General features: G+C 70.9%; 17 protein-coding genes and 2 pseudogenes. 4 read left to right on the plus strand and 15 right to left on the minus strand.

Annotated features, from left to right (window positions below; translation table 11 throughout):
- A partial coding sequence (locus tag TOK_RS30430; RefSeq protein WP_098961591.1) for a hypothetical protein occupies nt 1–365 on the minus strand: 365 nt, incomplete at its 3' end.
- A gap of 496 nt (nt 366–861) precedes the next feature.
- Nucleotides 862–1,503, minus strand: coding sequence for a TetR/AcrR family transcriptional regulator (locus TOK_RS30435; RefSeq protein ID WP_098961440.1), 642 nt, complete (start codon nt 1,501–1,503; stop codon nt 862–864).
- Between the two features lie 211 nt (nt 1,504–1,714).
- On the opposite strand from TOK_RS30435, the gene TOK_RS30440 reads away from it, so the two are divergent.
- Nucleotides 1,715–2,350, plus strand: a complete 636-nt coding sequence (locus tag TOK_RS30440; RefSeq protein ID WP_098961441.1) for an NADPH-dependent F420 reductase — start codon at nt 1,715–1,717, stop codon at nt 2,348–2,350.
- Nucleotides 2,351–2,375: 25 nt separating this feature from the next.
- Here the strand turns inward: TOK_RS30440 and TOK_RS30445 are convergent, their stop codons facing one another.
- On the minus strand, nt 2,376–2,744 hold the full coding sequence (locus TOK_RS30445) for a VOC family protein (protein ID WP_098961442.1): 369 nt from the start codon (nt 2,742–2,744) through the stop codon (nt 2,376–2,378).
- 69 nt (nt 2,745–2,813) lie between these two features.
- On the opposite strand from TOK_RS30445, the gene TOK_RS30450 reads away from it, so the two are divergent.
- Nucleotides 2,814–3,302: a MarR family winged helix-turn-helix transcriptional regulator gene (locus tag TOK_RS30450; protein ID WP_098961443.1), complete on the plus strand. Its 489-nt coding sequence runs from the start codon at nt 2,814–2,816 to the stop codon at nt 3,300–3,302.
- A gap of 1 nt (nt 3,303) precedes the next feature.
- On the opposite strand, the gene TOK_RS30455 is transcribed toward TOK_RS30450, so the two are convergent.
- The 4 genes from TOK_RS30455 to TOK_RS30470 all read right to left on the minus strand — a co-directional run bounded on the left by TOK_RS30455 (nt 3,304) and on the right by TOK_RS30470 (nt 5,111).
- The gene (locus tag TOK_RS30455) at nt 3,304–3,942 is read right to left on the minus strand and encodes a maleylpyruvate isomerase family mycothiol-dependent enzyme (RefSeq protein ID WP_253258757.1); all 639 of its coding nucleotides are present in this window, start codon (nt 3,940–3,942) and stop codon (nt 3,304–3,306) included.
- A complete protein-coding gene (locus TOK_RS30460; protein WP_098961444.1) occupies nt 3,939–4,415 on the minus strand; it encodes an SRPBCC family protein in 477 nt (158 codons plus the stop codon). Before TOK_RS30460 ends, TOK_RS30455 begins: the two co-directional genes overlap by 4 nt.
- Nucleotides 4,412–4,753: a helix-turn-helix transcriptional regulator gene (locus TOK_RS30465; RefSeq protein ID WP_098961593.1), complete on the minus strand. Its 342-nt coding sequence runs from the start codon at nt 4,751–4,753 to the stop codon at nt 4,412–4,414. The genes TOK_RS30460 and TOK_RS30465 overlap by 4 nt, the downstream gene beginning before the upstream one ends.
- Before the next feature lie 109 nt (nt 4,754–4,862).
- The gene (locus TOK_RS30470; protein WP_098961445.1) at nt 4,863–5,111 is read right to left on the minus strand and encodes a hypothetical protein; all 249 of its coding nucleotides are present in this window, start codon (nt 5,109–5,111) and stop codon (nt 4,863–4,865) included.
- A gap of 328 nt (nt 5,112–5,439) precedes the next feature.
- Here TOK_RS30470 and TOK_RS35625 point away from each other — a divergent pair, with 328 nt between their 5' ends.
- Nucleotides 5,440–5,598, plus strand: a complete 159-nt coding sequence (locus TOK_RS35625; protein WP_374754951.1) for a DUF1905 domain-containing protein — start codon at nt 5,440–5,442, stop codon at nt 5,596–5,598.
- A gap of 29 nt (nt 5,599–5,627) precedes the next feature.
- Here TOK_RS35625 and TOK_RS30480 read toward each other — a convergent pair whose 3' ends face one another.
- The 3 genes and pseudogenes from TOK_RS30480 to TOK_RS35630 form a co-directional block, all read right to left on the minus strand.
- On the minus strand, nt 5,628–6,326 hold the full coding sequence (locus TOK_RS30480; protein ID WP_141566632.1) for a hypothetical protein: 699 nt from the start codon (nt 6,324–6,326) through the stop codon (nt 5,628–5,630).
- A 246-nt stretch (nt 6,327–6,572) separates the two neighbouring features.
- A complete protein-coding gene (locus TOK_RS33665) occupies nt 6,573–6,731 on the minus strand; it encodes a hypothetical protein (protein WP_216362162.1) in 159 nt (52 codons plus the stop codon).
- 295 nt (nt 6,732–7,026) lie between these two features.
- A pseudogene (locus TOK_RS35630) lies at nt 7,027–7,368 on the minus strand (ArsR/SmtB family transcription factor).
- Between TOK_RS35630 and TOK_RS30495 the strand changes: the two are divergent.
- Nucleotides 7,325–7,793: pseudogene (locus TOK_RS30495) on the plus strand (ArsI/CadI family heavy metal resistance metalloenzyme). The pseudogenes TOK_RS35630 and TOK_RS30495 overlap by 44 nt on opposite strands.
- A gap of 22 nt (nt 7,794–7,815) precedes the next feature.
- Here TOK_RS30495 and TOK_RS30500 read toward each other — a convergent pair.
- The 5 genes from TOK_RS30500 to TOK_RS30520 form a co-directional block, all read right to left on the minus strand.
- Nucleotides 7,816–8,358, minus strand: a complete 543-nt coding sequence (locus TOK_RS30500; protein WP_098961447.1) for a dihydrofolate reductase family protein — start codon at nt 8,356–8,358, stop codon at nt 7,816–7,818.
- Between the two features lie 424 nt (nt 8,359–8,782).
- Nucleotides 8,783–9,460 carry a class I SAM-dependent methyltransferase gene (locus TOK_RS30505; protein ID WP_253258758.1) on the minus strand — a complete coding sequence of 226 codons (678 nt, stop codon included), beginning with the start codon at nt 9,458–9,460 and terminating at the stop codon, nt 8,783–8,785.
- 79 nt (nt 9,461–9,539) lie between these two features.
- Complete coding sequence (locus TOK_RS30510; RefSeq protein WP_098961595.1) at nt 9,540–10,556, minus strand: alpha/beta fold hydrolase; 1,017 nt, start codon at nt 10,554–10,556, stop codon at nt 9,540–9,542.
- Nucleotides 10,557–10,652: 96 nt separating this feature from the next.
- Entirely contained in the window at nt 10,653–11,642 is a 990-nt protein-coding gene (locus TOK_RS30515; RefSeq protein WP_098961448.1) for an LLM class flavin-dependent oxidoreductase, read from the minus strand.
- Nucleotides 11,643–11,971: 329 nt separating this feature from the next.
- Entirely contained in the window at nt 11,972–12,166 is a 195-nt protein-coding gene (locus TOK_RS30520) for a hypothetical protein (protein ID WP_098961449.1), read from the minus strand.
- Between the last annotated feature and the right edge of the window lie 207 nt (nt 12,167–12,373).

The following is a 12,373-nucleotide window of genomic DNA, read 5'->3' on the forward strand; positions in this document are numbered from 1 at the left end:
GGCACGACCACAACCTGGTGCTCGTCCTCATAGACGACGCGACCGGGATCGTCAGACCAGCGCTCCACGCAGGCGACTGAATGCCGCGCCAGCAGCGCGAGATACCCCGGGACCGGCGCCAGGAACTCAGCCGCGGACGCCTTGAACCACGACGCAGCCAGAGGATTCGTCGCCCGGTCGTAGACAGCTGCCGGCGGGTACGTCAGCGACTTGTCGAACCATGTGTTGTTGGCCTCCCAGAAGGCCTGATCCGTCTCCGACAGGACGCCAGCCCGAGCCAAGCCATTCGCTAGCCCAAAGATGCCGGTGTGCCGCCCGTGCTCGTTGACTAGCGGACTCTCATATCGAACGAAGCGGGACCGCACGACGACAGAGTAGGACCCGGGCTCCGCCCGAACCCGGCACCGCTCAGAGATCAGGGTAGGTGCGGCGGGGGTGCTGACCTCCCCACGGCGCGCCGAGACGGCTACCGGCCCGCCGGCCGGGGCACAAGGCGGGACAGCATGCCTTGCACCCCGGCCGGCGGGCCGGAAGGGTGGAACCCGCGCCGCGAGGAGATCACCACCAGGAACCAGCGTTGGAAGGGCGACGAGTGGTCCGGTCGGGTGGTCCGCGCCGAATACGTGCCAATGTTCGGGCGGTGAGCGCGGAGGGAACGACTCAGCCGCAGGTCAGAGACGCTTTCGCACGTTGATCATGGTTCCCCTTAAAAGGGTCACAGTGTGGGTTCGAATCCCACCGGGGGCACCTGCGTCCCGCGCCAGGAGATCAGGCTCTGACCAGCGGTCTCATGCCCGACTCGTGATCGTCCCGGGTCCGGCCGGCCTGCTTTCGCCCCGCCCTTGAGGCCCGCCCGGGCTGTCATCGGTCTCCGGCTGGAACCGGAGCCGGCCCGGTGGTCACGCGGTCGCCGCCGGGCTGCGGTGGAGCCGGTGAGGGGATCGCGTTGTCGATGAGGGCGGCGGCGATGGCGGCGGCGGTGGAGAAGCACTCGCTCCCGAGGACCCGGGTGCGGGCCGAGGCGCCGTCGATGAGCAGCGCCAGCTGCTCACCGAGCTGTTCGGGATCGGTGGCGCCGGCTTCGCGGGCGGTGACGGTGAGCCGCGCGGCGATGGCGATCTTGTACTCGCGTGCGTACTCGGCGGCGGGATGCCGGGGGTCGTGGAGCTCGACCGCCGCCGCGATGTAGGGGCACAGGGGCGTGGACGCCGGCATCTCGAAGGCGGCGAGGAGCCGTTCGCGGGGCGTGAGGTCGGTGCGGTCGAACACCCCGGACATGACGTCGGGATCGAACCGGCGCAGGTATTCGGCGACGAGCTCGTCCTTGTTGGCGAAGTGCTGGTAGGCCGTCCGCTTGGACACCTGGGCCACCGCGCAGAGCTGGTCCATGCCGGTGCGGTTGATGCCTTGGTCGCGGAACAGCTGCTGGGACGCGCCGAGGATGCGCTCGCGTGCACCCCTGCCGCGACGCTGGCCCTGGGGGCCTTTCTCCAACTCCGGCATGGCGCCAGTCTAGCCCGGCGGGTACTTATCGGTGTACATAGCTTGCGCGCTGGCCGGACAGGTCGCTACGTTGTGGAAACAGCTCGGTGTACATAACGTCGCCCCTGCTGCTCGCCTTCGACGACTCCAGCTGCGTCAACGGTCTGGAACTGGTCGCCGACGGCGGCACCACTGCGATCTGACTTACCCCTCGCGCACACGAGGAGACCTCATGAGCAGCATCACCATCATCGGCACGGGCAACATGGCCCGGGCCATCGGCACGCTGGCGATAGCGGGCGGCAACGCGGTCGAGGTCATGGGTCGCGATCAGGCCAAGGCCGACGGCCTGGCCGAGGCTCTCGGCGCCACGGCGGGGGAGTGGGGTGCCGTCCCGGCCGGGGACATCGTGATCACGGCCCTGCTGCACGACGCTGTCGTCCCGGCCGTCATCGCCTACGGCGACGCGCTCGCGGGCAAGGTCGTCGTCGACATCAGCAACCCCTTCAACGCCACGTTCGACGGCCTGGCCCACAGTGAGGAGACCTCCGTCGCGCAGAAGGTGGCCGAGGTGGCGCCGGGCGGCGCCGACGTCGTGAAGGCGTTCAACACGATCTTCCGAAACGTCCTGGAGAACGGCCGACCCGATGTGTTCATCGCCGCCGACAGTGCGCAGGCGAAGGCGAGCGTGAAGGAGTTCGTCGAGGGCATCGGGCTGCGCCCACTGGACGTCGGCGGCCTGGCGATGGCGCACTGGCTGGAGGGAATGGGCCTGGTCACGGTCGGACTCGCTGGTAACGGGGTGGGCCACTGGGACTTCGCCCTCGGCGTCGACGAGTTCGAGCGGTCCGGAGGGGAGCAGGTGTGACCGTCGACGGAGACGGCCGAGGGTGTCAGGCGCGGTCGTGGAGGGTGATCCGGTAGCCGTCGGGGTCGGCGAAGGTGAACGTCCGGCCGAAGGGGCCGTCGATCGGTGCGGCGACGATGACGTGCCCGTCGGTGACGAGTGCGTCGTGGATGGCCTGGACGTCGGTGGCGTGGAGCCAGATCGCCGCACCGATGCCGGGATGGGCGGCGGATGCGAGATCGGTGCCGGGGACGACGTCGCGGAGCGCGAACGCGATCGGCTTCGTCTCGAAGACGACGGCGTGCGGAGGTCCGGCCGGTGAGCGGACGAGGCCGAGGTACTGCTCGTAGAAGGCCTGTGAGGCAGCGAGGTCGCTCGCCTGGAGCGAGATGAAGTCGGGGCCGGTGACGGGCATGGGTGATGCTCCTTCGTGTTCGTCTCGTGTCAGCTTTCTGACATGGGCAATGTATGTCAGAATCCTGACATGCGTCAAGACGGTGTCGACCTGGAGACGTCGCTGGGTTACCTGCTGAAGGAGGCCTCGAGCGCGCTGCGCGCAGCGATGGAGGACGTGCTTCGGCCGCTCGGGATGAACGTGACGCGCTACTCCTGCCTCGAGCTGCTGGCCCAGCGCCCGGGCCTGTCGAACTCGGAGCTGGCGCGGGGCGCGTTCGTGACGCGGCAGTCGATGAACGTCCTGCTCCAGGCCCTGGAGCAGGAGGGCTGGGTGACCAGGCCCGCGGAGGCGGCCGTCGGGAAGGTTCTTCCCGCACGGCTCACGCCTCGCGGTCGGCGGAACCTGGAGAAGGCGACCGTGGCGGTCCGGTCCGTCGAGGTCGGAATGCTGCGAGGAATGACGGAGACCGAGCAGTCGGACGCGCTCCGGATCCTGCGGAGCATGATCCGGTCCCTGCGCGACGACCGTGCGCAGCCGGATCCCGGGCACCCGGTTCAGAGGCGCCCGGGCGGCTGACTCAGACGATGCGCTGCACGAGGATCGGCAGTCCGGGGCCGGAGAGCTCGTCGGTGATGCCGTGTCGTCCGGCGAGGGCCATGAGGAGTGACTCGGCCGGTCCCTCGACGAGCGGCCCGTCCCCGGTTCGCCAGTCCAGGTCGGTGGCGGCCACCGTCAGCCCCGCGATGCGCTTCTTGGAGTGGATCAACGGCGCCGTCTTGGCGAACTCCAGGACGGCGTGCATCCGGTTGCCGGGGATGTCCCGCGGGAGCCCGAGGGGACGGCGGATGTCCTGGTGGTGGATGGTCCCGTCGCACAGGGCGATCCGGCCGCCGAACCCCGCCGTGAGCCCGCGCGGGCGGAGGTGGTCCTTGACCAGGGCGACGAGCTGGTCCGGGGTCCGGTCGGCGTAGGCGGCTGTGCCCAGCGCGTTCGGACCGCCGGACACCATCCGGCCCTTGACCATCCGTCCGACCGTCCCCAGCGGGGACAGCACGTCGTAGCTGAACATGTGCGCGACCACGTCGCGGACCCGCCAGTCCGCGCAGAGGGTCGGTGCGTCCCACTGATCGGTGGTGAGGGAGATGAGGAGGTCGGCGAGCTCGGCGCGTTCCGCGGTCGCCATCGCCATGTAGTCGGGCCGACCGGCCGGGCTCATTGTTCGGCCACCGCCTTGGCGTAGCCGTCGAGCAGCAGCGCCCATCCGCCGCCACCGTTGATCGCGTCGTTGATGGCCTGGCCGCCGGCGAGGCGCTCGAAGAGCCGGTGCTCGACCTCGACGACGGTCCCGGAGCCGTCCGGGCGGAACGACGCCTCGATCTCACTGGCGTGGTCGGGATCGGGGTCGAACTGCCAGGACCCGTTGATCTGCCAGGTGAACAGCAGCCGGTGCGGGGGCTCCCAGGCCAGGACCCGACCCCAGTCGCATTCGCTGCCGTCGACACCGCGCTCGTACCAGCGCCCGCCGACCCGGGACTCCAGTACGACCTCGTCGACATCGGCGGTGCCGATGTGGAACTGGTGCGGCCACCACGAGTTGATCGACTGCGTGAAGACCTCGAACGCACGCTCGACCGGGATCGTGAGCGAGACGGTGCCGGTGATGGGTGGGATCGGAGCGACGTCGGTCATGAGTTCCCCTCCAGCGGTTCGTCCGAGACGTCCGGGGGCGTCTCGGCGAGCTTGTGAAAGCCGGTCAGGGCATCACTCCACACCCCGTCCAGCCACGCCCGCAGCGCGGTCACGCCATCGGGATCGAGACGATGGATGCGTCGAGTGCCGTCGGCTTCGCTGACGACCAGGCCTCCCTCACGCAGCACTCGAAGGTGTTGGGACACGGCGGGCCGACTGATCGGGAGCGCGTCGGCGAGTTCCTGAACCGAGCACGGCCGGCGCGCGAGCAGCTCGAAGATCGCACGGCGACTCGGGTCCCCGAGCAGGCCCAGCGTCGATTCTCCGTAAGCCGCCACGAACGGTAAGTGTAGACGCACCAAGTTGCAGGCGCCACCCGCGACGCGTTCGGACGTCGTCGTGCTGCCGAGTGCCGGCTGCCCACGGCGCGCCGCGAGGGCCACCGGCTCAGCCGCTGACGTCGCCGCCCGGACGGAGCAGCGGCGTCGGCGTGAACTCAACCGGGACAGCTGTGAGGGGCTCGTCTAGCACAGTGTCGGTGGGGCGCCGTCCGACTGCCCGGACATGACCCAGGTGGCGGCCGGCGTCGGTCCCGGCCGCGTCGATCTCCGGGGTGCTGTGCGGGGCGACGACGTGTTGCCGGTCCAGCCAGCGGCGCCGGCCGTCGGGCATCGTGTCGTCGAGCGCAGAGGTCATGTCGGGATCCTTGGGGCCGTCGGCCCGACCACGTCTGCAGTGGAAACGGAGCATCGTCACTGCTCCGGACTGCCGGCCGATCGCTGGTTCCGGCGGATGAGGGCCGTGTTCGTCGCGCATCCGCCCACGAACGGCGATCACGGGGCGGTCTCATCGGTGGCAGTGCAACATTCGACGGAGGAGACCACTGTGAGCGACAGCGACACCCGCGCCCTCGACCACACGTTCACCGGGACCCTGGAGAAGAGCGACGCCCCGGGCGGCTGGATCCACCTGTGCACCGGCTGGTCGGTGGAGTTCTTCGGCACTCACGGGCTGGTCAAGGTGCGTGGCACCATCGACGGGCACCCGTTCCGGGAGCTCGTTCACGGCCCTCGGCGACGGTACGCACGAACTGCCGGTGTCGGCCGCGATCCGGAAGGCGATCGGCAAGGGTGTCGGCGACACCGTCACGGTCCACCTCGACGAGTGGCTCGCCGGCCGCTGACGCCGGGCCCACGCTGCCGACGACCCGGGTCAGGACTGCGCGGCGTCGACGATCCTGCCGTCGTGGACGAGCAGCGTGATGCGGCGGGGGTCGAGCTTCGTCTCGAGCCCGAACGGATCCTCGAGGTGGACGATGACCACGTCGAAGCCCTCGCTGCGGTAGAGCGTGGCCACCTCCTCGGCCGGCCGGCCGGCCGCGTCGTCGGGGTCGAGCGTCGGCACCGGCCAGCCGTCGCGGGAGCCGCTGAAGCGTCGTAGCCGCGTCGACAGGTCGGCAGGGCCGTTCCCGACGACGGTCAGCGCCGCGCCGTGCTGGGCGAACCGGCGCCGGATCGTCTCCACGGCCGAGTCGGCCACCCGGACGTACACGGTCTCCTCTGATGGGTCGATCCACAGCTCGAGCCCGCGGAGGCCGCTCTCCTGCAACGGGTTCTGGTGAACGACGTCGTCACGGATCGCGGTCAGTTCTCGGAGCGACCGGCGGCTGTCGACGAACGTGACCTCGACGTCGACGTGCGGGGCACGGGCGACCAGCCCCGCGACGCGCTCGTCGTAGCGCACCGTCGGATCGACGGCGTGGACCGTGATGCGCATCGTCTCCCCGGAGCCGTCGCCGACCAGACCGGTGAAGCGGTCGGGCTCGCCCTCGACGATCCGCAGCAGCTCGTTGTACACCTCTAGCTGCGCGTGCTGACGTCGCCAGTACTCGGGCCCGGGGTCGGCGGTCATGCCGACACCATCCCAGCCGGGTAGCGGGAAGGGCGAGACCTCGCCGGTGGACGGCCCGGTCTGCCGGATCGGCGTCCGGGGCGCCCTCCACGAGGACGACCGGGTCGCAGCAGTCCGTCGATCGCAGGTCAGGGTGCGGGCTGTCGGCTGCTCACGGCACCGCGCGCCGCGTGTGCGACGGTGAGCCAAGTGCCGGAGTCGATGCGGGCGGCGTAGTCGGTGTGGCCGGGGGAGCCGGGCGGCCAGTCACTCCTGGCGGGCGGCGGACAGGTTCGAGGGCGGGACGGAGCGCGAGGGGTAGAGGGCGGCGACCAGGCCGGCGCCGACGAGGGCGCCGTCGAGCTGTGCGACGACGAAGCCGAGGACCGAGGTCGGGGCGATCTCGGCGAAGGTGTTGCTGAACATCCGTCCGACCGTGACGGCGGGTTGGCGAAGGAGGCCGAGGAGGCGAACCGGTAGGCCGCCCCGATGTAGGCGTCGACCGCGCCGGCGGACAGCAAGGCGCCTCCTGAACGGGTGAGGGCGAACACGGGCGCGACGAGGCCGGTGGTGGCGACGAGCTCGCCGAGCCGGACGCCCGGACTGGGCACGTTCCCGGGGGACGGCCGCGTCGCGGCGATTCCGGGGCCGACGACGACGGGAACGCGCAGGGCTGTCCCGACGGCCTCGGCGAGGTGCCGGCGCGGCAGCGGAACCGTCGTCACGACACCGGGTCCCTGTCGAGCAGGGCGGACACCTGCTGCAGGCGCTCGCGCCGCACGCGGTAATGGACCCGCGTCCCGCGGCGGTCGCGGCTGAAGCCCCGCCTCGCGCAGCACCGTCAGGCGGTGGAGATCGTCGGGCCGCTGAGGTCGAAGACGCCGGTCAGCTCGCAGACACACGCCTCCCCGCCCTTGTGGGACGCGATCGTCGACAGCAGGCGCAGCCGGACCGGGTCGCCCAGCGCCTTGAACACCGACGCCAGCTCGGCCGCGCGGTCGGCGCCGAGCGGCTCGCCCGTGAGCGGGGTGCAGCAGCGGGTCGCCGACCTCGAGGGCTCGATCGAGTTCTACCGGTCGCTGTTCGGTGTGGAGCCGGCCAAGCGACGGCCGGGGGTACGCGAACTTCGCCGTCGCCGAGCCGCCGTTGAAGCTCGCCCTCATCGAGGGCCGGCCCGGCGAGCCGACGGCCATGGACCACCGCGGCGTCGAGGTCGGGACCACGGAGGAGGTGCACGCCGCGACCGGCCGCCTGTCCGGCCTGGGGTTGATCACCCCGGTCGAGGGCGACACCACGTGCTGCTATTCGCTGCAGGACAAGGTCTGGGTCCACGGTCCGGGACGTGAGCCGTGGGAGGTCTACACGGTGAAGTCCGACGCACCCGACGCGACCTCCATGCACCCGGTCGGCGCGTCGCCGGACGCGTCGTGCAAGTGCGGGGCGCCCGCCGGGCTGCCCGAGAACCCGGCGGGAGCGTGCTGCGGCTGAGTGGAGCTCGCGGCGGCGATGGTCATGTCTTCACGCGGAAGCGGAGCAACGTGACGGGCCCCGACTGCTTGTTCTCGAGCGGCTCCAGCTCGATCCGGCCGATGTCCGACGTCGAGAAGCGGACGCCGTCACCGAGCAGGATCGGCAGCACGTAGACCAGGACCTCGTCGACGAGCCCCTGCCGCAGGCACTGGCTCGCCACGTCGGCCCCGAGGATCTCCAGGTTCTTCCCGCCCGCGGCGGCGCGCGCCGTGGCGACAGCCTCCGCGAGGTCGCCGCTGAGGTACGTGACGCCCTCCTCCGGTTCGGCCGGCGGCCGATGGGTCAGGACGAACAGCGGCCCGCCGTCGTAGTCGGCGTGCTCGCCCGACATCTGCTTGCCGACCTCGTGGGTGACCCGGCCGGCGAGCATCGCGCCGGTGGCCGCCATGACCTCGGAGAACTCGTACTCCGTCGCGTAGGTCATGACCCAGTCCATCGCGTTGCCGGGACCGGCGATGAAGCCGTCCAACGACATCGACCTGTTCACGACGACCTTGCCCGTGCCGGCATCCATGTTGCTCATACCAACGAAGACCAGGCGGGGGTCAGGAACTCATCGGTGCCGGCGACAACCGATGGGTCGTGCCGCCGTCGCCGGCGTTCCGCGTGGTGCCCCAGAAGGTCGTCGCGTTCGGGGAGGGCACGTTCACGCACCGGCCGTCGGTCCGCGCGGTCCCCTCGATCGAGGGTCCTGTTCAGCGAGTTGAAGATCTTCTCCGTCGTGTTCGGGCCGGCTGCTCGCAGAGCGGCGGTCCGGCAGCCTGTGCGGAGGGGACGCCGCAGCCGCGGGGGGCGTCACGGCCGGAGACGGGACCAGCGGTGGGCGCCGGTGCTGGTCGAGGGGCAACTCCGTGGTCGCTCCGGTGGGCGTGAACGGTTCGCCCCTCGCGTCGGAATCGTCCCGGCGGGCGGAAGCTACCCGGAGCGGTCGCCTCCGGACGAACCGGTCAGGCGTGGGCGACCCCCGCGATCTGGGTGTTGAACGAGACGAACGGGCTGTGCAGCCGGTACGGCTGGATGTCGACGCGGCAGAACCCCGCGGCACGCAGCGGGACGGCCAGGTCCCGCTCGCAGGAGCAGCCTTCGAAGGTCCATGCCCATGGCCGGCGCAGTGCCCGCTGGAGTATGCGGGTGGGGGTGCCGGCAGGGGCGGCGATGTGTTCGACGAACCGGTAGGTGCCTCCGGGCCGCAGGATGCGACGCACCTCGGCGAGCACGGCGGCCGGGTCGGCGACGGTGCACAGCACCAGCGAGGAGATCACGCAGTCGACACTCCGGTTCGGCAGCCCGGTGTGCTCGGCGACCCGTTCGCGCAGGTCCAGGTTCACGCCGTGGCGAGCGGCGGCGGCCCGCAGCCGCCGGTGCATGGGGACGTTGGGTTCGACGGCGACGAGCGTCGAGCCCGGCGTCATCCACCGCAGGTTGGGGCCGATCCCGGAGCCGAGCTCGACGACGGTCGGGGGCAGGTCGGCGAAGACACGCCGCTTGTGTGCGCGCACGTTCCACTCGATGTACGGGCCCATCACACCGAAGAACGCGGCGTTGAAGGCCCCGCGCCCCTTGTGCACCGCGAAGCCGGTCGTCGAGGCCGGCGTCATTGCCAGGGCCGGTTCGTCGTCGATCACAGGTGTCTCCTCGCTACTGGTCGGTAGCTCCACCCTGCGCCCGGCCGCGGTCCCCGTCAGGCGTGGAAACACCCCACCTTCAGACGACGTCGCGCCGCGCGCTGAACCAGGCGGCGATCTGCGCGCGGGAGCGGAACCCCAGGCGCAGGAGGATGCGTTCGACGTGCCCTTCGGCGGACCGTTCGTCGATGCCGAGGCGGGCGGCGATCTCGCGGTTGGTGCAGCCCTGGCTGAGCAGGCCGGCGACCTCGCGCTGGCGCGGCGTCAGCCCGTCGGCACTGCGCCGGGGGACGGACAGACCGAGGAACCGGCGGACGACGCGGACCAGACCGTCGCGGTCACCGGCGTAGGGCAGGTGCGACCGGCCTGGCAGCACGACGAGCCCGGCTCCGTCGATGCCCGCGGCGAGGGCTTCGGCCTGCGCGACGGGTGCGGCGCGATCGTCCGCGCGGTGCACGACGAGCGTCGGTGCCTGGACGTGGGGGAGCCGGTCGGTGACGTCGAGGTCGTAGCTGAGCGCGAGCAACGCCCGCGCGGTCGCGGCCGAGGAGCAGGCGCGCTGGTAGCGGGCGACGCCTGCGCGGGTGGGGCCGTCGGCGTCGGGGGCGAAGATGTCGGTCATCAGGTCGGAGCCGAGCCCCCAGTGCGACGCGACCAGTCCCAGGACGTGCGCCTGCACCGCGGGCGGGGACACCTCGGCACCGCGGGCCCAGCCGCCGTAGAGGACGAGACGCCGGACGGTGTCGGGGTGCGTCGCGGCCCACGCCACGGCGACGGGAGCACCCATGGAGCTGCCCATCAGGTCGAAGGGCCCGTCCAGCGTCGCGGTGACCGCGGCCAGCTGTTCGAGCTCGAACTCCAGCGACGGTGGACGGTCGGTGGCCGGGGACAGCCCGCAGCCGGCGCGGTCGTAGCGCACCAACCGGCACCCCTGCGCGAGCGACTCGTAGAGCGCGCGCTCGGCGGGCAGCTCCCAGCCCAGCTGCAGGTGCGTGAGCCAGCCCGACACGTAGACCAACGGCCGCCCGGTGCCGACGGACGCGTACGACACGCCGGTGCCGTCGCCGGTCTGCACGAGCCCGAGCCGCTGCTCCACCCCGTGATTGTCACCGCCCCGCGCGCCGAGCTCGACGTGAGCGTGGTCCGGGCCATGATCGAACCAGTCCCACGTCGAGCTCGGCGGATGCAGCACTCAGGCGTTGACCTTCGGGAGGATCTCCTCCTGCAGACGCTTGAGGTCGTCCATCGTCTTCGCCACCGGCACGTCGGCGAACGGCGGCCAGATGAACGGCATGGTCAGCCCGGCCTCGTTGTAGGCCTTGAGGCGGTCGGTGATCTGGCCGGCGGTGCCCACCATCAGGTTGGTGACACGGCCCTGGTCGGACTGGTCGACCTCCTGGTCGGTGATGACCGTCCAGAGCATGCTGCAGACCTCGAGGTCGTCGACCGAACGCTTGGTGTCGAGCTCGTCGAGCTCGCGCTGGATGGCGCTGCGCCAGTTCTTGATGTCCTCGGGCGAGTCCTGGATGCCGATCCAGCCCGACAGGTTGTACTTCGCGATACGGGCCGCCGAGCGCTTCGGGTCCTTCAGGCCGGAGAAGAAGATCGGCGGGTGCGGCTTCTGCACCGGCTTGGCGCCGAAGCCGCAGGGCTCGAAGTCGGCGAACTCGCCGTGGTACTCGAAGATGTCGTTGGTCCAGACACCCTGCATGACCTCGATCGTCTCGCGGACGTGCTTGTGGCGCTTCGGGAAGATGTGCGCCGCGCTCGCGGCCGCGAACTCCTCGGGCATCCAGCCGGAGCCGACGCCGACGTTGAGCCGGCCGTTGCAGAGGTGGTCGATCGTCGCCAGCTCTGCGGCAAGGACGCCGGGGGCGCGGAACGGGGTGTCGATGATGCTCATGCCGATCCGGACCTTGGTGGTCTTCGCGGCGAGCCAGGGGATCAGCGGGAAGCCCTGGAGGAACGTGCCGCGCGCGGCGACCGGGAGCTGGTTGGGCAGGCCCTCCATCATGCCGAACGGGTAGGTGAGCTCCCCGCGGTCCGAGGACTCGGGGACGACGATGCGGTCGAGCGTCCAGACGGAGTCGAGGTCGAGGTCCTCGGCGAGGGCGGTGAGGTCCTCGAGTTCCTTGACGGTGACCTCGGTGCGGAAGTTCGGCAGGTACAGAGCGAGCTTCATGGGAGAACGGCCTCCTTGCCGTGCACAACGGTTCGCGGCTGCCACGCCGAGGTCGACCGGCGCGCAGCCGTGCCTGGTGACCTGGGCCACAGGGTTTCGAAGTCTAGCCCCGAACGGCGCCTCGTCGGGGGAACGAGCCTGGGCGAACGGATCTCCGCCGACGCCGTGATCATGCTCGTGAGCTGCGAAGATGCGGGACGTGTCCCGTGAAGGCGGGGATACCGACCTGCCCGATCCGGTAGGGCGATGTCGATCGTGCGGGTGATCGCCGCGGGTGTCCGGAAGGCCCGTCGGTGTGCCGGCGGGGGAGCTTCCCGGGGCTGGCGGCGTCAGCGGCGGTCGCGCACCGCGCAGTACTGCCAGCGGCCGTGTACGAGCGGCCTGCCCTCGACGAGCCGGTAGACCGCGCGCCAACGGTCGTCCTCGTCCGCCAGGTACAGGCTGGGCAGGGGTCGTGTCAGGTGCGTGTACTCGTGGTCGAGCCCGTCCGCCGGACCGTTGACGAAGTGCACGGGCAACGACATTCCGTCAGGGTGCAACACCCCCGGCGGTCGCCGCCAGCCCCTGTGATCCTCTGATCGGGAACTGGTGCGTCATCTTCCGTCCATGTAGACGTCATCGTTCGTTCGTCGGGCAGGCGGCGTGCCCGGTCAGCCCGGCGGGTCGGGGACCGTGTCGGCCGTCGCGGCGGCCTCCCGCAGCCGGACCGCGTCGGGCCGAGCAGAGGACGG

Source organism: Pseudonocardia sp. N23, assembly GCF_002583555.1.
Classification (GTDB): domain Bacteria; phylum Actinomycetota; class Actinomycetes; order Mycobacteriales; family Pseudonocardiaceae; genus Pseudonocardia.

Bases quoted from the DNA above. Each gene is read 5' to 3' on its own strand.
- TOK_RS30435 (WP_098961440.1), bottom strand. From the start codon at position 1,503: ATGCCGGAGTTGGAGAAAGGCCCCCAGGGCCAGCGTCGCGGCAGGGGT.
- TOK_RS30440 (WP_098961441.1), top strand. From the start codon at position 1,715: ATGAGCAGCATCACCATCATCGGCACGGGCAACATGGCCCGGGCCATC.
- TOK_RS30445 (WP_098961442.1), bottom strand. From the start codon at position 2,744: ATGCCCGTCACCGGCCCCGACTTCATCTCGCTCCAGGCGAGCGACCTC.
- TOK_RS30450 (WP_098961443.1), top strand. From the start codon at position 2,814: ATGCGTCAAGACGGTGTCGACCTGGAGACGTCGCTGGGTTACCTGCTG.
- TOK_RS30455 (WP_253258757.1), bottom strand. From the start codon at position 3,942: ATGAGCCCGGCCGGTCGGCCCGACTACATGGCGATGGCGACCGCGGAA.
- TOK_RS30460 (WP_098961444.1), bottom strand. From the start codon at position 4,415: ATGACCGACGTCGCTCCGATCCCACCCATCACCGGCACCGTCTCGCTC.
- TOK_RS30470 (WP_098961445.1), bottom strand. From the start codon at position 5,111: ATGACCTCTGCGCTCGACGACACGATGCCCGACGGCCGGCGCCGCTGG.
- TOK_RS30480 (WP_141566632.1), bottom strand. From the start codon at position 6,326: ATGACCGCCGACCCCGGGCCCGAGTACTGGCGACGTCAGCACGCGCAG.
- TOK_RS33665 (WP_216362162.1), bottom strand. From the start codon at position 6,731: ATGTTCAGCAACACCTTCGCCGAGATCGCCCCGACCTCGGTCCTCGGC.
- TOK_RS30500 (WP_098961447.1), bottom strand. From the start codon at position 8,358: ATGAGCAACATGGATGCCGGCACGGGCAAGGTCGTCGTGAACAGGTCG.
- TOK_RS30515 (WP_098961448.1), bottom strand. From the start codon at position 11,642: ATGAAGCTCGCTCTGTACCTGCCGAACTTCCGCACCGAGGTCACCGTC.
- TOK_RS30520 (WP_098961449.1), bottom strand. From the start codon at position 12,166: ATGTCGTTGCCCGTGCACTTCGTCAACGGTCCGGCGGACGGGCTCGAC.